The 21084-nt window shown below is 60.6% G+C and carries 20 protein-coding genes; 2 read left to right on the forward strand and 18 right to left on the reverse strand.

Translation table 11 applies throughout. The features are described from left to right. The first annotated feature begins 104 nt into the window (after window positions 1–104). Both DK871_RS03925 and DK871_RS03930 read left to right on the forward strand, forming a co-directional pair. Window positions 105–938 (forward strand): arylamine N-acetyltransferase, encoded by an 834-nt coding sequence (locus DK871_RS03925; protein WP_161904053.1) that lies wholly within the window; start codon window positions 105–107, stop codon window positions 936–938. Between the two features lie 125 nt (window positions 939–1063). After that, entirely contained in the window at window positions 1064–1816 is a 753-nt protein-coding gene (locus DK871_RS03930) for an outer membrane beta-barrel protein (RefSeq protein ID WP_161904054.1), read from the forward strand. Between the two features lie 62 nt (window positions 1817–1878). Here DK871_RS03930 and DK871_RS03935 read toward each other — a convergent pair whose 3' ends face one another. From DK871_RS03935 to DK871_RS04020, 18 genes are all read right to left on the reverse strand, one after another. Beyond that, complete coding sequence (locus DK871_RS03935; RefSeq protein WP_044274604.1) at window positions 1879–2193, reverse strand: DNA-binding transcriptional regulator; 315 nt, start codon at window positions 2191–2193, stop codon at window positions 1879–1881. Next, window positions 2183–2533, reverse strand: a complete 351-nt coding sequence (locus tag DK871_RS03940; protein WP_003192123.1) for a toxin — start codon at window positions 2531–2533, stop codon at window positions 2183–2185. Before DK871_RS03940 ends, DK871_RS03935 begins: the two co-directional genes overlap by 11 nt. Before the next feature lie 238 nt (window positions 2534–2771). After that, window positions 2772–4235, reverse strand: a complete 1464-nt coding sequence (gene nuoN / locus DK871_RS03945) for an NADH-quinone oxidoreductase subunit NuoN (protein ID WP_003192122.1) — start codon at window positions 4233–4235, stop codon at window positions 2772–2774. A 7-nt stretch (window positions 4236–4242) separates the two neighbouring features. Next, the gene (nuoM, locus tag DK871_RS03950) at window positions 4243–5775 is read right to left on the reverse strand and encodes an NADH-quinone oxidoreductase subunit M (protein ID WP_014718913.1); all 1533 of its coding nucleotides are present in this window, start codon (window positions 5773–5775) and stop codon (window positions 4243–4245) included. Between the two features lie 49 nt (window positions 5776–5824). After that, window positions 5825–7678: an NADH-quinone oxidoreductase subunit L gene (nuoL, locus tag DK871_RS03955; RefSeq protein WP_161904055.1), complete on the reverse strand. Its 1854-nt coding sequence runs from the start codon at window positions 7676–7678 to the stop codon at window positions 5825–5827. After that, window positions 7675–7983: an NADH-quinone oxidoreductase subunit NuoK gene (nuoK, locus tag DK871_RS03960; protein ID WP_003174727.1), complete on the reverse strand. Its 309-nt coding sequence runs from the start codon at window positions 7981–7983 to the stop codon at window positions 7675–7677. Before nuoK ends, nuoL begins: the two co-directional genes overlap by 4 nt. 2 nt (window positions 7984–7985) lie before the next feature. Then, window positions 7986–8489, reverse strand: a complete 504-nt coding sequence (gene nuoJ / locus DK871_RS03965; RefSeq protein WP_003174726.1) for an NADH-quinone oxidoreductase subunit J — start codon at window positions 8487–8489, stop codon at window positions 7986–7988. A gap of 9 nt (window positions 8490–8498) precedes the next feature. After that, window positions 8499–9047: an NADH-quinone oxidoreductase subunit NuoI gene (nuoI, locus tag DK871_RS03970; protein ID WP_003174725.1), complete on the reverse strand. Its 549-nt coding sequence runs from the start codon at window positions 9045–9047 to the stop codon at window positions 8499–8501. Between the two features lie 11 nt (window positions 9048–9058). After that, complete coding sequence (gene nuoH / locus DK871_RS03975) at window positions 9059–10066, reverse strand: NADH-quinone oxidoreductase subunit NuoH (RefSeq protein ID WP_003174724.1); 1008 nt, start codon at window positions 10064–10066, stop codon at window positions 9059–9061. Next, window positions 10063–12777: an NADH-quinone oxidoreductase subunit NuoG gene (nuoG, locus tag DK871_RS03980; RefSeq protein ID WP_161904056.1), complete on the reverse strand. Its 2715-nt coding sequence runs from the start codon at window positions 12775–12777 to the stop codon at window positions 10063–10065. Before nuoG ends, nuoH begins: the two co-directional genes overlap by 4 nt. Before the next feature lie 136 nt (window positions 12778–12913). Next, window positions 12914–14272, reverse strand: coding sequence for an NADH-quinone oxidoreductase subunit NuoF (gene nuoF / locus DK871_RS03985; RefSeq protein WP_161904057.1), 1359 nt, complete (start codon window positions 14270–14272; stop codon window positions 12914–12916). Continuing rightward, a complete protein-coding gene (gene nuoE, locus DK871_RS03990) occupies window positions 14269–14766 on the reverse strand; it encodes an NADH-quinone oxidoreductase subunit NuoE (protein ID WP_003174721.1) in 498 nt (165 codons plus the stop codon). The genes nuoF and nuoE overlap by 4 nt, the downstream gene beginning before the upstream one ends. 2 nt (window positions 14767–14768) lie before the next feature. Next, window positions 14769–16553: an NADH-quinone oxidoreductase subunit C/D gene (nuoC, locus tag DK871_RS03995; RefSeq protein WP_161904058.1), complete on the reverse strand. Its 1785-nt coding sequence runs from the start codon at window positions 16551–16553 to the stop codon at window positions 14769–14771. A 71-nt stretch (window positions 16554–16624) separates the two neighbouring features. Next, window positions 16625–17299 carry an NADH-quinone oxidoreductase subunit B family protein gene (locus tag DK871_RS04000; RefSeq protein ID WP_003174719.1) on the reverse strand — a complete coding sequence of 225 codons (675 nt, stop codon included), beginning with the start codon at window positions 17297–17299 and terminating at the stop codon, window positions 16625–16627. A 10-nt stretch (window positions 17300–17309) separates the two neighbouring features. After that, a complete protein-coding gene (locus DK871_RS04005; protein WP_003192109.1) occupies window positions 17310–17723 on the reverse strand; it encodes an NADH-quinone oxidoreductase subunit A in 414 nt (137 codons plus the stop codon). Between the two features lie 252 nt (window positions 17724–17975). Then, window positions 17976–18248, reverse strand: a complete 273-nt coding sequence (locus DK871_RS04010) for a hypothetical protein (RefSeq protein ID WP_161904059.1) — start codon at window positions 18246–18248, stop codon at window positions 17976–17978. A gap of 130 nt (window positions 18249–18378) precedes the next feature. Next, window positions 18379–19704 (reverse strand): isocitrate lyase, encoded by a 1326-nt coding sequence (aceA, locus tag DK871_RS04015; protein ID WP_003174717.1) that lies wholly within the window; start codon window positions 19702–19704, stop codon window positions 18379–18381. Between the two features lie 494 nt (window positions 19705–20198). After that, window positions 20199–20936, reverse strand: a complete 738-nt coding sequence (locus DK871_RS04020; protein WP_161904060.1) for a secretin N-terminal domain-containing protein — start codon at window positions 20934–20936, stop codon at window positions 20199–20201. Between the last annotated feature and the right edge of the window lie 148 nt (window positions 20937–21084).

Consider the following 21084-nt stretch of genomic DNA (forward strand, 5'->3'; position numbering starts at 1 on the left):
GTTATAGATGGATAGGCTGGCGCTCCAAAAGGTTCATTCAAAATGACAACGCACACAGAGGCGCGGCATAGTGACGCTCTTGCCCTGCGCCCAAGGATCGCGCCATGCCCACACTCGCCAATAGCCGCCTGTACCTGCAACGCCTGGGCTATGCCTCGCCACCGCCACCCACCCTGCAAACCCTGCGGGACCTGCAACTGCGCCATGTGTGCACCTTCGCCTTTGAAAGCCTGTCGACCCTGATGCATGCACCGGTGCCGATCGACCTGCCCAGCGTCGAGCGTAAGGTGCTGCATGAGGGGCGTGGCGGCTATTGCTACGAGTTGAACCAGCTGTTCCTGGCGCTGTTGCTGGAACTGGGCTTTGATGCCCGTGGCATCACCGGGCGCGTTGTGATCGGCGGCCCACCGGACGCCCACACCGGGCGGACCCATCGCTTGAGCCTGGTGACCCTCGACGGCGTTCGCTATATCACCGATGTCGGTTTTGGCGGCATGGTGCCCAGCAGTCCGTTGCAACTGGACAGCGACGCGCCCCAGGCCACGGCCCATGAGTTCTTTCGCCTCACGTTCCACCAAGGCAGCTACACGCTATGGGGCCAGGTGAGTGAAGAATGGCGTGGCCTGTATGTGTTCGACCTGCAGCAGCAGGCAGACATCGACTACGAAATCGGTAACTGGTACGTCTCTACGCACCCAGGATCACCCTTCGTAGGGCAATTGAAAGCCGCGTTGCTCGCGCCTGGCCGGCGCCATACCTTGGCCAACGCCCGCTATGCGGTCCATTACCTGGATCGGCCCAGCGAAAAGCGCAGGCTCGAGAGTGCCGATGAGTTACTGACGTTATTGCGCGACACCTTCGGCATTCGCTTGCCGGATCAGCCCCAACTTCGCGAAGCGGCTGAGCGCTTGGTCATGGCTGATAGCGAAGAGTATTGAGATAGAGCCTTCGCTGAATCGTTTTTCCTCCATTTTGGTGCAAATCCGTTCGAACTTTTGGCAAACGCCAAGGTTCGAACCGATTCCTGAATACTTTGCCCACCTTAAAATGGAGATGTAAAACGATGTCCAAACTATTCGGAAAATTCCTCAAGAACACCTCGTTGCTGGCCCTGGTGGCTGCGCCTGGCGTGGTGTTTGCTGCGCCGTCCACCGACCCGATTTCCACCTTCGGGATACTTGGCGCCTATAACGACTTCAAGCTCGAAGGCGGCAGTTCCAGCGACAAGGACCACATGCCCGAAGCTGGCCTGTTCTATAACTTCGGTAACAAGCTCACCGCCGAATCCGGCTTCATCTACCAGGCCGGTATCGAAGCCAAGTACGGTGAAAAGAGCGATAACAAACTCAAGGAAGGCCAGGCCGACCTCGACCTCGGCTGGCGTGCTGCGCTGGATGCGCGCAACTTCGTCGACGTGATCGTGGGCGGTGGCTACAGCTGGACCCGCTACGAGCCCGACACCAATGGCTACGACATGAAGCTCACCAACAAGTCGCCGTTTGCCAAGGCTGCTTTGGGCTACAACCACCAGTTCGATGACATGACCCTGCGCGTTGAAGCCGGCGCCCGTCACACCATCGACGGCCGCGCCAAGCTCAAGGTAGACGGCATTGGCAGCGACACCGTGGACCTCAAGGACCGCACCAACCCTTACGCCGAAGTCAGCCTGCTGATGAACCAGAAAGGCGACCTACCGGTGATGGCAGGCCTGTACTACACCCGCACCGAGTACAAGCTCGATAACGACTCCTATGTGGCCGACAACACCAAGCTCAAGCGTGATGAGTATGGTTTCAAGGTGGGTATCGCGTTCTGACGCTGTTTACGCTGTAAAAACGCCCCGAATGCTCGGGGCGTTTTTTTTGCGGCTATTACCGGTCAGCCCAATGCGGCAAGTTGCGCCACGGTTTCCGGAAAGCGCGCCACCAGTCGTATCAACGTGACGGCCTGCGCATTCGGCTTGGCCCGGCCTTGCTCCCAGTTCTCCAAGGTGCGGGTGTTGGTGCGCAGGTACATGGCGAATACCGAGCGGGACAGGTTGAGTTGCTGGCGTACGGCGATTACCTCGTCAGCGCGCAGTGGCGCCAGCTTGTTGAGGTGCGCTTTGTGGGTGCGCAGGGTGATTTTGCCCTGGCGTTCATCGGCCAGGGCGTCGAAGCCTTCGACCAGTTCGGAAAAGATTTCACGTTTCATGGTGTGTTCTCGCTTTGATTTCCCTGTCTAGCATGTGTTTAAGGGCTTTCTTGTGTTGGGGTGTCAGGTCGTTCTGTTCGTGTTTGCCGTACAACGTGAATAACCAGAATTGCGTACCGCCTGACCACCAGTAGTAAATGACCCGCAGGCCACCGCGCTTGCCTTTGTTTCGCCGTTCATCAACGAAGCGAACCTTTCTCAACCCGCCCGTTCCTTCGATCACGTCTCCCGCTTCTGGGTTTTTCATCAACTCCTGCTGAAAACCGTGAAAAAGCTCATCGCTCAGATAGTCCCTGCGATGCCGTTCGAATGCCGGCAGTTCGATAAATAGAGCGTCCATGTTCTGTACGTAGCCTGCGTATAGTTTGGTGGCCCACTCGCTATGGGTCAAGCGCCCAAGCTGTGGGAACTTTCTTAAAACGCAAACACCTTAAGGCCGCATACAGCGGGGAAGATGCCGGATGAGGAGGCAGATTGAAGAGGAAATTTCAGCGAGTAGGGAAGGGAAAAAGCCAGGCTACAGAAACGCAAAACGGCGCCCAAAGGCGCCGTTCTGTTTACTGCATCAACCTAAGCGATCAAACGCCCAGCACCGCGTGCTGCACCAGGGTGAGCAACGGTTGTGGGTACACGCCCAGGAAGAACGCGAGCAGGGCGATAGCCAGCAGCATCACGCCACCGGCTTTCTGTTCCCAGTGCAGCTCGGCATCCACACGGCGCAGGTTGGGCTCGATCAGGTACAGGGTGACCATCACGCGCAGGTAGTAGAACACGCCGATGGCGCTGCCCAGTACCAACGAGGCCACCAGCCACCATTCGTGGGCCTCAACACCGGTCGCGACGATGTAGAACTTGCCGATAAAGCCCGCCGTCAGCGGAATACCGGCCAGGGACAGCATCATCACGGTGAGCACGGCGGTCAGGTACGGACGACGCCAGAACAGGCCGCGGTATTCGTACAGGGCGTCGGCGTCACGGCCTTTGTACGGCGACGACATCAAGGTGATGACGCCGAACGCACCCAGGCTTGTGATCACGTAGGTGACCAGGTACACGCCAATGGCTTCCACGGCCAGGCCTTTGCTCGCTACCAGGGCGATCAGCAGGTAGCCGAAGTGGGCGATGGACGAGTAACCCAGCAGACGCTTGAGGTTGTTCTGGGTCAGCGCCAGCAGGTTACCGAACAGGATCGACGCGATGGCGATCACGGTCAGCACGTTGCTCAGCACGCCGGTGTTGGCGGCGGGGGAGATCTGGAACAGACGCACCATCACTGCAAACACGGCCACTTTCGACGCAGTGGCCAGGAACGCCGCCACCGGCGCCGGGGCGCCTTCGTACACGTCTGGGGTCCACAGGTGGAACGGCACCAGCGACAGCTTGAACGCCAGGCCGATCAGCATCATCGCCAGGCCCAGTTGGGCAATCGGCGCTGGGCTGTTGGTGGCGGCCAGGGCGTGGCCGATACCGGTGAAGCTCAGGCTGCCGGCTTCGGCGTAGAGCAGGGCCATACCGAACAACAGGAACGCGGACCCGGCAGCCGACAGCACCATGTACTTGATGCCGGCTTCCAGGGAGCGCTTGTTGAAGAAGGCATAGGCCACCAGGCCGTAGGTCGGGATCGACAGCAGTTCCAGGCCGATGAACAGGCCCGCCAGGTGCTGCGCGCTGACCAGCACGATACCGCCGGCCGCAGCCAGCAGGATCAGCAGGTACAGCTCTTCCTTGTTGCCCGGGTAGCCGGTGCCGCCTTCGCCGAGGTAGGCGTGGGCAAGGGTGACGCAGGCCAAGGTCGCCACCAGGATCAGGGCGATGTACAGCAGTGCGAAGTCATCGACCATCATCAATGGCGTGACCGCCAGTGGCGCGACCTTGAGGGCCGGAATGATCGACAGCAGGGCCAGGTTCAACCCGGCGCAGGACAGCAGGAACGTTTGCGAGTGATTGCGGCGCCAGGCGATTGCCAGCATCACCACCACGATGGTGAGGCTGGTAATCAGCAGCGGCGCAAGCGCGATAAAGTGTTGGATCGTGAATTCCATAGCGCTCTTACCGGGCCGAAGCGAGTTGGGAGAAGGCGGTGCCGAACCACTGCTGCACGCCATGCATCGTTGCGGCAGAAGTGTCCAGGAACGGTTGCGGATACACGCCGATGAAGATCAGCAGTACCGCAAGGCCGAGCACCATGATCAGTTCGCGCGCGTCCATCCCTTGCAGGACGGTGTCGGACTTGGCCGGGCCGAAGTAGGCGCGGTGGATCATGATCAGCGAGTAGACCGAACCGAACACCAGGCCGGACGTGGCGATGGCGCTGATCCACGGCGTCTGCACAAAGGCACCCATGAGGATCAGGAACTCGCCGATGAAGTTACCGGTACCCGGCAAGCCCAGCGACGCGGCGGCAAAGAACAGGCTGATAGCCGGCAGGTACGCGATGCGCGACCACACGCCACCCATTTCACGCATGTCCCGGGTGTGCAGGCGCTCGTACAACTGGCCACTCAGGATAAAGAGGGCAGCGGCCGAAACACCGTGGGCCAACATCTGGATCACCGCACCCTGCAGCGCCAGCTGGCTGCCGGAATATATACCGATCAGTACGAAACCCATGTGGGAAACGGACGAGAAGGCAATCAGACGCTTGATGTCGGTTTGCGCGAAAGCCAGGAACGCACCGTAGAAGATCCCGATCAGACCCAGGGTCATGGCGATCGGCGCGAACTCGGCCGAGGCATTCGGGAACAGCGGCAGGGCGAAACGCAGCAGGCCGTAGGCAGCGGTCTTCAGCAGGATACCGGCCAGGTCCACGGAGCCGGCAGTCGGCGCCTGGGCGTGGGCGTCAGGCAACCAGGAGTGGAACGGCACCACTGGCAGCTTCACCGCGAAGGCGATGAAGAAGCCCAGCATCAACACGTACTCGGTGGTCAGCGACATCTTGGTTTTCAACAGGTCGGCGTAGTTGAAGGTAATCACGCCGGTGTTGTTGAAGTTGACCAGTACCAGGCCCAGGATCGCCACCAACATGATCAGGCCGGAAGCCTGGGTGAAGATGAAGAACTTGGTCGCCGCGTAGATCCGGGTTTTCTTGCCGTCCGAAGAACTGTGACCCCAGAGCGCGATGAGGAAGTACATCGGCACCAGCATCATTTCCCAGAAGAAGAAGAACATGAACAGGTCCAGCGCCAGGAACACGCCGACAACACCGCCCAGGATCCACATCAGGTTCAGGTGGAAGAAGCCCACGTGACGCTGGATCTCTTTCCAGGAGCAGAGTACCGAGAGAATACCCAGCAGGCCGGTCAGCAGGATCATCAACAGCGACAGGCCGTCGAGGGCCAGGTGCACGTTGATGCCAAAGCGCTGGATCCACACGTGCTTGAATTCAAGCGCGAAGGTGGGGTCGACACCCGGTGCCGGAGCGAATGAATAGTCACCATGGGCCCACAGCCAAAGGCCGAGCGCGAGTTCCAGGGACATGGTCAGCAACGCAATCCAGCGGGGGAGGGTGGCGCCGAAGCGTTCACCCATCCAGCAGAGCAGGCCGCCGATAAAGGGGATCAGGATTAGCCAGGGCAGAATCATGACGGGCTCGTTTCCTTTTGCAAGTTCGCAAAGTACGCAATGTTCATAGTCATACCGCTACCACCACGATGGCGCCGATCACCAGCACGGCACCGACGGCCATGGAAGCTGCATACCAACGCAGTTGGCCGGTCTCGCTGCGGCTCAGGGCGGTGTGACCGGCCTTGGCGGCACGCGGGATCAAACCGATGGTCTGGTCGAGCGGGTCTTTGCGCAGCACGTGGCTGATCGCAAGGTAAGGTTTGACGAACAGTTTGTCGTAGATCCAATCGAAGCCCCAGGCCGCGAACCACCAGGCCGACAGGAAGCGACCAATGCCACTGTTGGCCACGGCGGTCACGAAGCGACGCTTGCCGAGGAACAGCAGGGCCGCCAGCAGGATACCGGCGATGGCGATGGCGCCCGAGGCGATTTCCAGGCTGTGCTGGGCTTCGCCGCCGGCATGGCCGACGCTTTGTGGCAGTACACCGTGCAGCGGCGGGGTGATCATCGCGCCGACGAAGGTCGACAGGATGATCAGCACCGACAGTGGCAACCAGTGGGAGATGCCGTGGCCTGCGTGCGCTTCGGTCTTGGCTTCACCGTGGAAGGTGATGAAGATCAGGCGGAAGGTGTACAACGAGGTCATGAACGCACCCACCAGGCCTGCGTACAGCAGGTTCTGGTTACCGCTGGCAAAGGCTTCCCAGAGGATCTCGTCCTTGGAGTAGAAACCGGCGGTCACCAACGGCAGGGCTGCCAGGGCGGCGCCACCGACGATGAAGCTGGCGTAGGCCAGTGGCAGTTTCTTCCACAGGCCGCCCATCTTGAAGATGTTCTGCTCGTGGTGGCAGGCCACGATCACCGCACCGGAGGCGAGGAACAGCAGGGCCTTGAAGAAGGCGTGGGTCATCAGGTGGAAGATCGCCGCGTCCCAGGCGCCCACGCCCAGGGCCAGGAACATGTAGCCGATCTGGCTCATGGTCGAGTAGGCGAGGATACGCTTGATGTCGGTCTGCACCAGCGCGGCGAAGCCGGCCAGTACCAGGGTCACGCCGCCGACGATGCCCACCAGGTGCAGGATGTCCGGCGCCAGGGTGAACAGGCCGTGGGTACGGGCGATCAGGTAGACACCGGCGGTTACCATGGTGGCAGCGTGGATCAGTGCCGATACCGGGGTAGGACCGGCCATCGCATCCGCCAGCCAGGTTTGCAGCGGCAGTTGCGCAGATTTACCCACGGCGCCGCCCAGCAGCATCAGGGTCGCCAGGGTGATCCAGAAGTCGCCGACCTGGAATTTCTGCGGAGCCAGCACCAGCAGTTCCTGGATATTCAGCGTGCCCACCTGTTGGAACAGGATGAACAGGCCGATGGCCATGAACACGTCGCCGATGCGGGTGACGATAAATGCCTTGAGTGCTGCGTTACCGTTGTTGCGGTTGCTGTAGTAGAAACCGATCAACAGGTACGAGCACAGGCCCACGCCTTCCCAGCCGAAGTACAGGAACAACAGGTTATCGCCCAGCACCAGGAACAGCATGCTGGCGATAAACAGGTTGGTGTACGAGAAGAAGCGCGAGTAGCCCGCTTCACCGCGCATGTACCAGGACGCGAACAGGTGGATCAGGAAGCCCACACCCACCACCACGCCGAGCATGGTGATCGACAGGCCGTCGATGTAGAGGGCGAAGTTGGGCTTGAAACCCTCAACCGCCATCCACTGCCACAGCACCAGGGTGTAGTGACCGCCTTCGGGCGGTGCCACGTTGAATTGCCAGATGACGTAGGCCGCCACGATGGCCGACAGGCCGATGGAGCCCACGCCGATCAAGGCCGAGAGGTTTTCCGACCAGCGCCCGCGAGAGAACGACAGCAGCAGGAAACCGATCAGGGGGAATACGAAAGTCAGAAAGATCATGTTCATCCGCGCATCTCACTGGCAGCGTCGATATCAAGCGTGTGGAAGCGACGATACAGCTGCAGCAGGATCGCCAGGCCAATACTGGCTTCGGCGGCTGCCAGGCTGATCACCAGGATGAACATCACTTGCCCATCCGGCTGGCCCCAACGTGCGCCTGCCACGATGAACGCCAGTGCTGCGGCGTTCATCATGATTTCCAGGCTCATCAACACGAACAGAATGTTACGGCGAACCATCAGGCCGACCAGGCCAAGGCAGAACAGGATGCCGGCGACCGCCAGACCATGCTCCAAAGGGATAGCAGGCATCGTCATTGCTCCTTGGCTTCGTTGCGGCCCAAGTGGAAGGCAGTGATGGCTGCGGCGAGCAGCAGCATCGAAGCCAGTTCGACCACCAGCAGGTACGGGCCGAACAGGCTGATGCCCACGGCTTTCGCGTCTACGGTGGTGTGGCCGATGGCCTGGCCGCTCTGGTGAGCGAACAGCACATACAGCAGTTCACCCAGCAGCAGGGCTGCGAGCACAACCGGGCCGAGCCAGATGCCGGGCTTGAGCCAGACGCGCTCCTGGGCGACCGAAGCCGGCCCCAGGTTGAGCATCATCACCACAAACACGAACAGCACCATGATGGCGCCGGCGTAGGCGATCACTTCCAGCACACCGGCGAACGGTGCGCCGAGGCTGAAAAACGTCATGGCCACGGCGATCAACGAAATGATCAGGTAGAGCAGGGCGTGCACGGGGTTAGTGTTGGTGATCACGCGAAGCGTGGACACCACTGCAATACCCGATGCGAAATAGAAAGCGAATTCCATCTTTCTTCCTTAAGGCAGCAAGCTCTTCACGTTGATCGGCTCGGCTTCGTTTTGTGCGGCGCCTTTTGGCTTACCGGCAACGGCCATACCTGCAACACGATAGAAGTTGTAATCAGGGTTTTTACCGGGACCGGAAATCAACAGATCTTCTTTCTCGTACACCAGGTCCTGACGTTTGAACTCGGCCATCTCGAAATCCGGTGTGAGCTGGATCGCGGTGGTCGGGCAAGCTTCCTCGCAGAGGCCGCAGAAAATGCAGCGCGAGAAGTTGATGCGGAAGAAGTCCGGGTACCAGCGACCGTCTTCGGTTTCAGCTTTCTGCAGGGAAATGCAACCCACCGGGCACGCCACGGCGCACAGGTTGCAGGCTACGCAACGCTCTTCGCCGTCGGGGTCGCGGGTCAGTACGATGCGGCCGCGATAGCGCGGCGGCAGGTACACCGCTTCTTCGGGGTATTGCAGGGTGTCGCGTTTGCGAAAGCCGTGACCAAACACCATCACCAGGCTTCGCAACTGGGTACCGGTACCCTTAACGATGTCGCCAATATATTTGAACATGGGTCAAATCCTCACTGAACCGCGGCAGCGGGCGTGTTCAACAACACGACGGCAGCCGTCACCAGCAAATTGATCAGGGTCAGCGGCAGGCAGAATCTCCAGCTGAAATCCATCACCTGGTCATAACGCGGGCGCGGAATCGAGGCGCGCAGCAGGATGAAAAGCATGATGAAGAACGCGGTCTTCAGGAAGAACCAGAAGAAGGCCAACTGCGGCAGGATGCCAAACGGACCGTGCCAGCCGCCGAAGAACAGCGTGACCAGCAGGGCCGAGATCAAGATGATGCCGATGTACTCACCGACGAAGAACATGCCCCACTTCATGCCGGCATATTCAATGTGGTAACCGTCGGCCAGTTCCTGTTCCGCTTCCGGCTGGTCGAAGGGGTGACGGTGAGTCACGGCCACGCCAGCGATGAAGAAGGTGCAGAAGCCGAAGAACTGCGGAATGATGAACCACAGGTTCTGTGCCTGGTACTCGACGATGTCGCGCATGTTGAACGAGCCAACCTGCACCACGATGCCCATCAGTGCCAACCCCATGAACACTTCATAGGATACGGTTTGCGCCGAGGCACGCAAGCTGCCCAGCAGGGCGAACTTGTTGTTGCTCGACCAACCGGCGAACAGCACCGCGTACACCGACAAACCGGCCATGGCGAAGAAGAACAGCAAGCCGATGTTCAGGTCCGCCACGCCCCAGGTCGGGGTGATCGGGATGATCGCGAACGCAATCAGCAAGGCGCTCATGGCCACCACCGGTGCCAGGGTGAAGATCACCTTGTCGGCAAACGGCGGAGTCCAGTCTTCCTTGAAGAACATTTTCAGCATGTCGGCAGCGATCTGGAACATACCGAACGGGCCAACGCGGTTCGGACCGTAACGGTCCTGCCACCAGCCCAGCAGGCGACGTTCGACGAAGCTGAGCAGGGCGCCCGCGACGACCACGGCCAACAGGATCACGATGGCCTTGACCACCGAGATGATCACGTCAATTACTTCCGGCGTGAACCAAGTCATTGCGCTGCCTCCTGCAGACCGTCAACCGTTTTGCCGAAAATGGCAGGCGGAATACCGGCGATGCCTTTAGGCAGTGCAACCAGGCCGGCACCCAGCTCTTCATTGATACGCAGCGGCAGACGCAGGGTCTGGCCGGCCACGTTCAGGCTGAGCAGCGCACCGTCGTTGACGCCCAGGCGGTCGGCTTCGGACTTGGCCACGGACACATAGGCGGCAGGAATACGCTCTTGCACCGGCGTGGCCTTGGAAGAGGTTTCTTCGCTGCCGAACAGGTGGAAGAACGGCACGACCTGCCAGGTGCCCGGCGCCGGGTTGAACGGACGCGGTACCGCAGCGAACCAGTTCAGCGAGTCACCGCTGGTTTCGATCAGGCGGGTGCCCGGGTCGCCAGCGCGGATGTGACCACCGACTTCGTCCTGGAACTTGTTCCAGGCCTGCGGCGAGTTCCAGCCCGGCGACCAGGCAAACGGCACCTGCTGACGCGGTTCGGCCGAACCCGAGTAACCTTCCATGGAGAAGGCGAACGCGGTGTCGTTGTCCTGCGGGGTACGCGGCTCGTGCACGCTGATGTCGGCGCGCATGGCGGTGCGGCCGGAGTAACGCAGCGGCTCACGCGCCAGTTTCAGGCCTTTGATACGGAACGCGGCGGACGGCGCGGCATCGACGATGCGGGCCAACTGCGGCGCACTGGCGGCGGTGGCAGCCGTCACGTGGTCGAGCTGGGTCCAGTCGATCGGCTGGTTCAGCAGGGTGGCGCGCAGGGCATGCAGCCAGCGCCAGCCTTCGTGCACCAGGATGCTGGCGTCCATGTACTTCGGATCGAACACTTGGAAGAAGCGCTGGGCGCGGCCTTCCTGGCTGACCAGGGTACCGTCGCCTTCGGCGAAGGTGGCGGCTGGCAGCACCAGGTCGGCGCGGTCGCTGGTGGCGGTCTTCTGGTGGTCGGCGACGATCAGCACCTTGGCCGCGTTGAGCGCAGCGTCAACCTTGGCGGCAGCGGTGCGGGTGTACAGGTCGTTTTCCAGTACCACGATGGCATCGGCGTTGCCGTCGATCACGGCTTGCAGCGCAGCGTCCACGGACTCGCCACCGAGCATGGCCAGGCCCAGGCTGTTGGCTTCCGGTACTACCAGGCTGATGGAACCGTTCTTGTCGCGCAGCTTCAGGGCCTTGGCGATGTTGGCAGCGGCTTCGATCAGCGCCTTGGAACCCAATGAGGTGCCTGCGATGATCAATGGGCGCTTGGCCGCCAGCAAGGCGTCGGCAATGCGCTGGGCCAGTTCAACGGCTTCAGCGTCCAGGCCTTCAACGGCAGGCGCGCTGGCGTCGAGGGCGTGGGCCACGGCGAAACCGAGGCGGGCCAGGTCGTCCGGCGCGGCGTGCACGCATTCTTCGGCGATGTCGTCGAGCTTGGTTTCAGCCAGGGAAGCGATAAACAGCGGGTTCAGCGCGTGCTGGCCGATGTTTTTCACGGCGGCGTCGAGCCAAGGCTGTACGCGCATGGCGTCGGCCATCTCCTCTGCCTTGCCTTTGACCGATTGACGGAGGGACAGCGCGATACGCGCAGCGGTCTGGGTCAGGTCTTCACCGAGCACGAAGATCGCATCGTGGTCTTCGATGTCGCGCATATTCGGCACCGGCAGCGGGCTGTCGTTCAGCACTTGCAGGACCAGGCGGATGCGCTCCAGCTCGCCGGCTTCGATACCGCTGTAGAAGTGCTCGGCCCCCACCAGCTCGCGCAAGGCGAAGTTGCTTTCGAGGCTGGCACGTGGCGAACCGATACCCACAATATTGCGGCCGCGCAACAGGTCGGCGGCTTTATCCAGCGCGCCGTCCAGGCTCAGCTTAGCGCCATCGGCCAGCAGGGGCTGGCGTGGGCGGTCTTCGCGGTTGACGTAGCCATAGCCGAAACGGCCACGGTCGCACAGGAAGTACTGGTTGACCGAACCGTTGAAGCGGTTTTCGATACGACGCAGTTCACCGTAACGCTCGCCCGGAGAGATGTTGCAACCGCTGGAGCAGCCATGGCAGATGCTCGGCGCGAATTGCATGTCCCACTTGCGGTTGTAGCGCTCGGAGTGAGTCTTGTCGGTGAACACACCGGTCGGGCAGACCTCGGTGAGGTTGCCGGAGAACTCGCTCTCCAGCACGCCGTCTTCAACGCGACCGAAGTACACGTTGTCGTGGGCGCCGAAGACGCCCAGGTCGGTTCCGCCGGCGTAGTCCTTATAGAAGCGCACGCAGCGGTAGCAGGCGATGCAGCGGTTCATTTCGTGGGAAATGAACGGGCCGAGGTCCTGGTTCTGGTGGGTACGCTTGGTGAAGCGATAACGGCGCTCGTTGTGGCCGGTCATCACCGTCATGTCTTGCAGGTGGCAGTGACCGCCTTCCTCACAGACCGGGCAGTCGTGGGGGTGGTTGGTCATCAGCCATTCGACAACGCTGGCGCGGAACGCCTTGGATTCTTCATCGTCGATGGAGATCCAGGTGTTGTCGGTGGCTGGGGTCATGCAAGACATGACGATACGACCACGGGTGTCGTTCTCGTCGGTGTATTGCTTGACCGCGCACTGGCGACAGGCACCGACGCTACCAAGCGCGGGGTGCCAGCAGAAATACGGGATGTCGAGGCCGAGTGACAGACATGCCTGTAACAGGTTGTCTGCCCCATCGACTTCGAGCGCTTTGCCGTCTACGTGGATAGTGGCCATGGTTCAAAGTTCTTCGTTGGCCCGTTGTCAGCGGGCGTGGCTAATGGAATCTTGTTATTCATGTGCATCTACACAGCCTTGAAGGCGTCAGCACATGAGAAAAGCGAAGGGCACGGACCCTTCGCTTCTTTAAGCTCTACGCACCGACCATGGTCGGTGTTACCACCTGAGTGAGTTCGCCCGCGCGTGTTGGCGCGATACCGGCCTCGAATTCAGGGCGGAAGTATTTGATTGCGCTGCCCAATGGCTCCACGGCGCCCGGTGCGTGAGCACAGAAGGTCTTGCCTGGGCCGAGGAAGCCGACCAGGCCCAACAGGGTTTCTATATCACCCTCGCGGCCTTCGCCATTTTCCAGGGCCATCAGCAGCTTGACGCTCCACGGCAAACCGTCGCGGCATGGGGTGCAGAAGCCGCAGGACTCGCGGGCAAAGAACTGCTCCATGTTGCGCAGCAGCGAGACCATGTTCACCGTGTTGTCGACCGCCATCGCCAGGCCAGTACCCATCCGGGTGCCCACCTTGCCAATGCCGCCGGCATACATCTGTGCGTCGAGGTGCTCAGGGAGCAGGAAACCGGTGCCGGCGCCGCCTGGCTGCCAGGCTTTCAAGGTGTAGCCGTCGCGCATGCCGCCGGCGTAGTCCTCGAACAGCTCGCGCGCGGTCACGCCGAACGGCAGCTCCCACAGGCCAGGGTTCTTGACCTTGCCGGAGAAGCCCATGAGCTTGGTGCCCATGTCTTCACTGCCTTCGCGGGCCAGGGATTTGTACCAGTCCACGCCGTCGGCGATGATCGCCGGCACGTTGCACAGGGTCTCGACGTTGTTCACGCAGGTCGGCTTGCCCCACACGCCTACGGCGGCAGGGAAGGGCGGCTTGGAGCGCGGGTTGGCGCGGCGGCCTTCGAGGGAGTTGATCAGTGCGGTTTCTTCACCGCAGATATAACGCCCGGCGCCGGTGTGCACGAACAGTTCGAAGTCGAAACCGGAACCGAGGATGTTCTTGCCCAGCAAGCCTGCGGCCTTGGCTTCTTCCACGGCACGGTTGAGGTGCTTGGCGGCGGTGGTGTACTCGCCACGCAGGAAGATGTAGCCGCGGTAGGTTTTCAGCGCACGGGCACTGATCAGCATGCCTTCGATCAGCAGATGGGGCAGTTGCTCCATCAGCATGCGGTCTTTCCAGGTGTTGGGCTCCATTTCATCCGCGTTGCACAGCAGGTAGCGGATGTTGATGGATTCGTCTTTGGGCATCAGGCCCCACTTCACGCCGGTGGGGAAGCCCGCACCGCCGCGACCCTTGAGGCCGGCGTCCTTCACGGTCTGGACGATATCGTCCTGGGCCATGTCGGCGAAGGCTTTGCGCGCCGCCGCGTAACCGTTCTTGGCCTGGTACTCGTCGAGCCATACCGGCTCGCCGTCGTCACGCAGGCGCCAGGTGAGGGGGTGAGTCTCGGCCGAACGCTTGATCAGGTTGGCCGGGCCGAAGGAAGTCAGGGTCATGGGTAGCCCTCGAGCAATTGGGTGACGCCAGCGGGTTGTACGTCACCGAATGTGTCGTCGTCGATCATCAACGCCGGCGCCTTGTCGCAGTTGCCCAGGCAGCACACTGGCAGCAGCGTGAAGCGGCCGTCCGGGGTGGTCTGGCCGAGGCCGATGCCCAGCTTGTTCTGGATCTCGCTGACCACCGATTCGTGGCCGCCGATGTAGCAGACCATGCTGTCGCACACGCGAATGATGTGGCGGCCCACCGGCTGGCGGAAGATCTGGCTGTAGAACGTCGCCACGCCCTCAACGTCGCTGGCGGGGATGCCGAGAATCTCGCCGATGGCGTAGAGGGCGCCGTCTGGCACCCAGCCACGTTCCTTCTGGACGATCTTCAAGGCTTCGATAGACGCCGCGCGCGGGTCTTCGTAGTGATGCAGCTCGTGCTCGATGGCCGAGCGCTCGGTTTCACTCAAGGTGAAACGGTCTGTCTGGATAAGCGTGCTGTTCATGCTTAGCGGTCCACGTCGGCCATAACGAAATCGATACTACCCAGGTACGCAATCAAGTCCGCGACCATCTCGCCTTTGATCACCGAAGGGATCTGCTGCAAGTGGGCAAAGCTTGGGGTACGAATCCGGGTGCGGTAGCTCATGGTGCCGCCATCGCTCGTCAGGTAATAACTGTTGATACCCTTGGTCGCTTCGATCATCTGGAAGGATTCGTTGGCCGGCATGACCGGGCCCCACGAAACCTGCAGGAAGTGCGTGATCAGGGTTTCGATGTGCTGCAGCGTGCGTTCTTTTGGCGGCGGCGTGGTCAGCGGGTGATCCGCCTTGTACGGGCCGGCCGGCATGTTGCGCATGCATTGCTCGATGATCTTCAGGCTCTGGCGCATTTCTTCGACGCGCACGATGCAACGGTCGTAGGCATCGCCATTGGCCGCCAGCGGTACTTCGAACTCGAAGTTCTCGTAGCCGGAGTACGGGCGCGCTTTACGCAGGTCGAAGTCGCAACCGGTGGAACGCAGGCCGGCACCGGTGACGCCCCATTCCAGGGCCTCTTTGGTGTTGTACTGCGCGACGCCGATGGTGCGGCCTTTGAGGATGCTGTTGTCCAGGGCGGCTTTCTGGTATTCGTCCAGACGCTTGGGCATCCAGTCGATGAATTCCTTGACCAGGCGCTCCCAGCCGTTCGGCAGGTCGTGGGCCACACCGCCGATGCGGTACCAGGCCGGGTGCAGGCGGAAACCGGTGATGGCTTCGATGACCTTGTAGGCGCGCTGACGGTCGGTGAAGGTGAAGAACACCGGAGTCATGGCGCCGACGTCCTGGATATAGGTACCCAGGAACAGCAGGTGGCTGGTGATGCGGAAGAACTCGGCCATCATGATGCGGATGGTGTCGACGCGGTCCGGTACCTTGATGCCGGCCAGCTTCTCGACCGAGAGCACGTACGGCAGGTTGTTCATCACGCCGCCGAGGTAGTCGATACGGTCGGTGTACGGGATGAAGCTGTGCCAGGACTGACGCTCGGCCATCTTCTCGGCGCCACGGTGGTGGTAGCCGATGTCCGGGACGCAGTCGACGATCTCTTCGCCGTCCAGTTGCAGGATGATACGGAAGGCACCGTGGGCCGAAGGGTGGTTCGGGCCCAGGTTGAGGAACATATAGTCCTCGTTGGTGCCGGAACGCTTCATGCCCCAGTCTTCTGGGCGGAAGCGCGCGGCTTCTTCTTCCAGCTGCTGCTTGGCCAGGTTGAGGCTGAACGGGTCGAATTCGGTGGCGCGGGCAGGGAAGTCCTTGCGCAGCGGGTGACCTTCCCAGGTCGGCGGCATCATGATGCGCGTCAGGTGCGGGTGGCCCGGGAAGTCGATGCCGAACATGTCCCAGACTTCACGCTCGTACCAGCTGGCGTTCGGCCAGATACCGGTGACGGTCGGGACGCTCAGGTCGCTCTCGCTCAGGGCGACCTTGATCATCACGTCGCTGTTACGTTCCAGCGACATCAGGTGGTAGAACACGGTGAAATCGGCGCCGCTCGGCAGGCCCTGGCGCTTGGTGCGCAGACGCTCGTCCACGCCATGCAGGTCATAGAGCATGACGTACGGCTTGGGCAGGTTGCGCAGGAAGCTCAGGACTTCGACGAGCCTGGCACGCGCCACCCACAGCACCGGCATACCGGTGCGTGTGGCCTGGGCGGTGAAGGCGTCAGGGCCAAAACGGTTATTGAGTTCGACAACCACATCCTGGTCGTCTGCCTTATAAGGCGGGATGTACAGAGCACTGCCTGTAGTCATGGTTTTTTATCGCTTTCGGTCAACGTAAAGAATGAAGCCAGGTTTTCGTTCTATAAAAGAAGCGGGCTGGATCAGACTTCGTCGGGGCTGCGCAGGTTGGTGACTGCGATTCGCTGTTCGCGGCGCTGTTCCTTTTGAGACGGCATCTCGGCGCGATACACGCCTTGATCACCGACCACCCAGGACAGTGGGCGACGCTCCTTGCCAATCGATTCCTGCAGCAGCATCAAGCCTTGCAGGAACGCTTCGGGACGGGGCGGGCAGCCAGGCACGTAGACGTCCACGGGCAGGAACTTGTCCACCCCTTGAACGACCGAGTAGATGTCGTACATGCCACCGGAGTTGGCGCACGAACCCATGGAGATAACCCATTTAGGCTCGAGCATTTGCTCATAGAGACGCTGGATGATCGGCGCCATCTTGATGAAGCAGGTACCGGCGATAACCATGAAATCCGCCTGGCGCGGCGAGGCCCGGATAACTTCGGCGCCAAAGCGCGCGATGTCGTGGGGCGCCGTGAAGGCGGTGGTCATTTCCACGTAGCAGCACGAAAGGCCGAAGTTGTACGGCCACAGGGAGTTCTTACGCCCCCAGTTGACCGCGCCACTCAGCACGTCTTCCAGCTTGCCCATGTAGATGTTTTTGTGGACTTGATCTTCTAACGGGTCGGAAACGGTTTCCCGCTCGCCGATGGGGTACTGCTCGTTAGGAGCATCCGGGTCGATCCTGGTGAGATTGTATTGCATTGCCAAAGCCTCATTGTTTCAGCTTCGCCTGCCGCTTGCGACGAGCTTCCGGAGCCCAGTCAAGGGCGCCCACTCGGAACAGGTAGACAAGACCTGCCAACAGAATTGCTATGAAAACGAGAGCTTCGACGAATCCGGTCCAGCCGCTTTCGCGGACGGACACAGACCATGCAAAGAGAAAGAGGGCTTCGATATCGAAGATCACGAACAACATCGCGACCAGATAGAATTTGGCTGAGAGCCGCAAGCGGGCGCCACCTGTAGGTAGCATGCCGGATTCGAACGGTTCGTTTTTGCTGCGGCCCCAGGCTTTTGACCCGAGGAGGCTGGACACGCCGAGCATGAAGGCGCAAAGGCCTACAACACCGAGGAGGAAAATGGCAAAGCCCCAGTTGTGGGCCATGAGTCCTGTCGCGTCGGTCATGCTGGAAATCCTTAACAGAGAGCAAAGGTCTCTGAGCTCGAAAAAGTAACGATGCAGTGACGATATGTCGCACTGCAATCAATCGCGGTGATTTTATGGCTAAACACCGGGCAAGTAAAATTCCCAGGGCGAAATTATTCGGTGGAATAAGCACATAGTGCACCTTCTTGGGGCTGTAGCCCTTGTGGTGTGGGCATTAGCGGGCTTTTCATCAAATATGTTTTGTTTAAGCTGTAACGAAGTTTTCAAGTGTCAAATGATAATGAATATTGTTTGCGTGGGGTTTAAGCGAGTGTTTCTCATGTGGCGCGGGAAGTTAGCGTTACTTGCTTGAGTGCTGCTTAGTTGCTGCAACGGCTCTTTTACCCGATTGGGCTGGCGCGGATACCGCTCTGGATCAATGTTTTGCGCAAAAAACCAGCTCATACGCGCGCTCTCTGTAGGAGCGAGCTTGCTCGCGAAAATCGTCAACGATAACGCGGGTAACCAGCCAGCCAGCGGTGTTCTCAGGTTTTTCGCGAGCAAGCTCGCTCCTACAGGGGGCTATGAGCCTTTTTTTGAGGCAAAAAAACGCCCCGAACCAGTCGGGGCGTGATTGTTGCGCGGCACTGCGGTTAGGTCTTCCGTGGGGCCGCAGTGGCCGTGTACGCGGTACTTAGTGGAACTGCTCTTCTTCGGTCGAGCCGGTCAGCGCGGTCACGGACGAGGTGCCGCCCTGGATCACGGTGGTCATGTCGTCGAAGTAGCCGGTGCCCACTTCCTGCTGGTGCGCCACGAAGGTGTAGCCTTTGGCGGCGTCAGCGAACTCCTGCTCCTGCAGTTTCACGTAGGCAGTCATGTCGTTGCGGGCGTAGTCGTGCGCCAGGTTGAACATGCTGTGCCACATGTTGTGGATGCCCGCCAGGGTGATGAACTGGTGCTTGTAGCCCATGGCCGACAGTTCGCGCTGGAACTTGGCGATGGTCGCGTCGTCCAGGTTCTTCTTCCAGTTGAAAGAAGGCGAGCAGTTGTAGGACAGCAGTTGGTCCGGGTATTCCTTTTTGATTGCTTCGGCAAAGCGGCGCGCTTCGTCCAGGTCCGGCTTGGCGGTTTCGCACCAGATCAGGTCGGCGTACGGCGCGTAGGCCAGGCCACGGGCGATGGCCTGGTCAAGACCGGCGCGTACTTTATAGAAGCCTTCCTGGGTGCGTTCGCCAGTGACGAACGGCTGGTCGTACGGGTCGCAGTCCGAGGTCAGCAAGTCTGCTGCGTTGGCGTCGGTACGCGCCAGGATGATGGTCGGCGTACCGGCCACGTCAGCGGCCAGGCGAGCAGCGGTCAGCTTCTGTACGGCTTCCTGGGTCGGTACCAGTACCTTGCCGCCCATGTGGCCGCATTTTTTCACCGAAGCCAACTGGTCTTCGAAGTGCACGCCGGCAGCGCCTGCCTCGATCATGCTCTTCATCAGTTCGTAAGCGTTGAGTACGCCGCCGAAACCGGCTTCGGCGTCGGCCACGATTGGCGCGAAGTAGTCGATGTAGCCTTCATCGCCCGGGTTCTTGCCGGCTTTCCACTGGATCTGGTCGGCACGGCGGAACGAGTTGTTGATGCGCTTGACCACGGTTGGCACCGAGTCCACCGGGTACAGCGATTGGTCGGGGTACATGGATTCAGCGGAGTTGTTGTCCGCTGCCACTTGCCAGCCGGACAGGTAGATCGCCTGGATACCGGCTTTTACCTGCTGGACTGCCTGGCCGCCAGTGAGGGCGCCCATGCAGTTGACGAAATCTTTGTCGGGACGGAAAGAAGGCTTGGCACCTTGGGTGACCAGGTTCCACAGCTTCTCGGCGCCGAGTTTTGCAAAGGTGTGCTCAGGTTGAACCGAGCCACGCAGGCGGACGACGTCAGCAGCGGAATAAGCGCGGGTTACGCCTTTCCAGCGTGGGTTTTCAGCCCAGTCTTTTTCAAGGGCTGCAATTTGCTGTTCGCGTGTCAGTGCCATGGGGAAAAACCTCGTCGCGTCTTGTTTGAAGTATCCGTTTGCCAGCCCGGCATTCGTTGCCTGGGTAGGGTTGCTCGCTGACCAGAAGCTTTGGTGTTCAAGTCGAATCTGACGGAGGTAGGCGACGGGATGAACGATGGGGCTCAAAGGGGGAGTTGAGCAGGTAAGGGCAAACTGCGAACGGTCTTCGGGCGTCGTGGGCCTTTGTACGATCCATCAGTGTGTAGCCGGGTTACCTGGTTAGCTTCCGTCCCTCGGGACAACTTCGTTCCAGTCGCAACCAACGTCAAACACACCTTGTGGGCGGTACAGACACGAATCGGCTCAGGTGGGTAGCTTAGAGCAGCGATCCGAGGGCCCTTGCCAGGGCCCCTGATTAGCGGGAGCGAGGCCATCATGCCCATGCTTTTTTGGCTCGTCAAATGTTTTGTAGTGCTTTTTTTGTGGCACTACATCTTTAGTCTAATGCGACTTGCCAGTCAGTTTTCGGTGCTTCAGTTCAGGGTGTCGACCTTGACCCGTAAAGTCAGGTCATCGCGGCCCTGAGTAGAGTAGCTGCGGGTTGTAGAGGATTTGTCCGCCTGGGTTTCGCGATTGATGCCGGCCAGGGGGATCCATTCGCCCAAGCGGCCGCTGACAGTTGTGTCGGTGCTTTGCACGTTCACTACATCGGGACGTTCCTGGCTCATGCGGTCACGGTTGGTACTGATGGCCAGGTGTACGGTTTCGCCAGTGACGCTGGCGGTCACGTAAAAGCCCTGGGTGACGTTGCGATACTGGGTCTGGTTCTGCAGGCGGCCGTAGCTGTCCTGCTGCGTGGTGGTCAGCGGTACGCTCTGGCCGACCTGGATCAGCGCAGGCACGCCTTCGCTGGCCTGGATCTGCTGCACGCCACCGTCGCGGCTGGCAGTGCCGTAGCTGATGATGCGGGTCTGGCTGTCACCGCTGTGCTGCTGGTTGTTCTCGTTGGTATCGACGGTGATCAGCAAGCGTTTGGCCGGGGTGTCCAATTGGCCGAGCAGTGCGCGCAATCCCTCGATCTTGGCGGGCTCGGCGTTAACGATGAGTTGGTTGCCGTAGGCGCTGACGGTGCCGTCCTTGCCGATGAAGTTTTGCGCGACCGGTAACAGGTCGGCGCTGGTGCGGTTGTTCAGGTTGACGACTTCGGTGGCGGCCATGGCGCAAGCGCTGACGGTCATCAGGAGGGCGGTGAGCAGGGTGCGTAGGGACATGTCCGTTATCTCTGCGAGTCATTGGCTTGATAGTGCCAGTTTGTCGGCCTGGCAGGGTGCAAGTTGAATCGTAGACGGCAAAATGCCCTGGCAGGCAGGGCATTCAGGGTGTTGCTGAAATAGCTATCGCAGGCAAGCCAGCTCCCAC

Source organism: Pseudomonas sp. L13 (assembly GCF_009935965.1).
In the GTDB taxonomy this organism is placed as follows: domain Bacteria; phylum Pseudomonadota; class Gammaproteobacteria; order Pseudomonadales; family Pseudomonadaceae; genus Aquipseudomonas; species Aquipseudomonas lactis.

Excerpts from the sequence above, each read along its gene's own strand:
- DK871_RS03925 (WP_161904053.1), top strand. The coding sequence starts at position 105 with ATGCCCACACTCGCCAATAGCCGCCTGTACCTGCAACGCCTGGGCTAT.
- DK871_RS03930 (WP_161904054.1), top strand. The coding sequence starts at position 1,064 with ATGTCCAAACTATTCGGAAAATTCCTCAAGAACACCTCGTTGCTGGCC.
- DK871_RS03935 (WP_044274604.1), bottom strand. The coding sequence starts at position 2,193 with ATGAAACGTGAAATCTTTTCCGAACTGGTCGAAGGCTTCGACGCCCTG.
- DK871_RS03940 (WP_003192123.1), bottom strand. The coding sequence starts at position 2,533 with ATGGACGCTCTATTTATCGAACTGCCGGCATTCGAACGGCATCGCAGG.
- nuoN (WP_003192122.1), bottom strand. The coding sequence starts at position 4,235 with ATGGAATTCACGATCCAACACTTTATCGCGCTTGCGCCGCTGCTGATT.
- nuoM (WP_014718913.1), bottom strand. The coding sequence starts at position 5,775 with ATGATTCTGCCCTGGCTAATCCTGATCCCCTTTATCGGCGGCCTGCTC.
- nuoL (WP_161904055.1), bottom strand. The coding sequence starts at position 7,678 with ATGAACATGATCTTTCTGACTTTCGTATTCCCCCTGATCGGTTTCCTG.
- nuoK (WP_003174727.1), bottom strand. The coding sequence starts at position 7,983 with ATGCCTGCTATCCCTTTGGAGCATGGTCTGGCGGTCGCCGGCATCCTG.
- nuoJ (WP_003174726.1), bottom strand. The coding sequence starts at position 8,489 with ATGGAATTCGCTTTCTATTTCGCATCGGGTATTGCAGTGGTGTCCACG.
- nuoI (WP_003174725.1), bottom strand. The coding sequence starts at position 9,047 with ATGTTCAAATATATTGGCGACATCGTTAAGGGTACCGGTACCCAGTTG.
- nuoH (WP_003174724.1), bottom strand. The coding sequence starts at position 10,066 with ATGACTTGGTTCACGCCGGAAGTAATTGACGTGATCATCTCGGTGGTC.
- nuoG (WP_161904056.1), bottom strand. The coding sequence starts at position 12,777 with ATGGCCACTATCCACGTAGACGGCAAAGCGCTCGAAGTCGATGGGGCA.
- nuoF (WP_161904057.1), bottom strand. The coding sequence starts at position 14,272 with ATGACCCTGACTTCCTTCGGCCCGGCCAACCTGATCAAGCGTTCGGCC.
- nuoE (WP_003174721.1), bottom strand. The coding sequence starts at position 14,766 with ATGAACAGCACGCTTATCCAGACAGACCGTTTCACCTTGAGTGAAACC.
- nuoC (WP_161904058.1), bottom strand. The coding sequence starts at position 16,553 with ATGACTACAGGCAGTGCTCTGTACATCCCGCCTTATAAGGCAGACGAC.
- DK871_RS04000 (WP_003174719.1), bottom strand. The coding sequence starts at position 17,299 with ATGCAATACAATCTCACCAGGATCGACCCGGATGCTCCTAACGAGCAG.
- DK871_RS04005 (WP_003192109.1), bottom strand. The coding sequence starts at position 17,723 with ATGACCGACGCGACAGGACTCATGGCCCACAACTGGGGCTTTGCCATT.
- aceA (WP_003174717.1), bottom strand. The coding sequence starts at position 19,704 with ATGGCACTGACACGCGAACAGCAAATTGCAGCCCTTGAAAAAGACTGG.
- DK871_RS04020 (WP_161904060.1), bottom strand. The coding sequence starts at position 20,936 with ATGTCCCTACGCACCCTGCTCACCGCCCTCCTGATGACCGTCAGCGCT.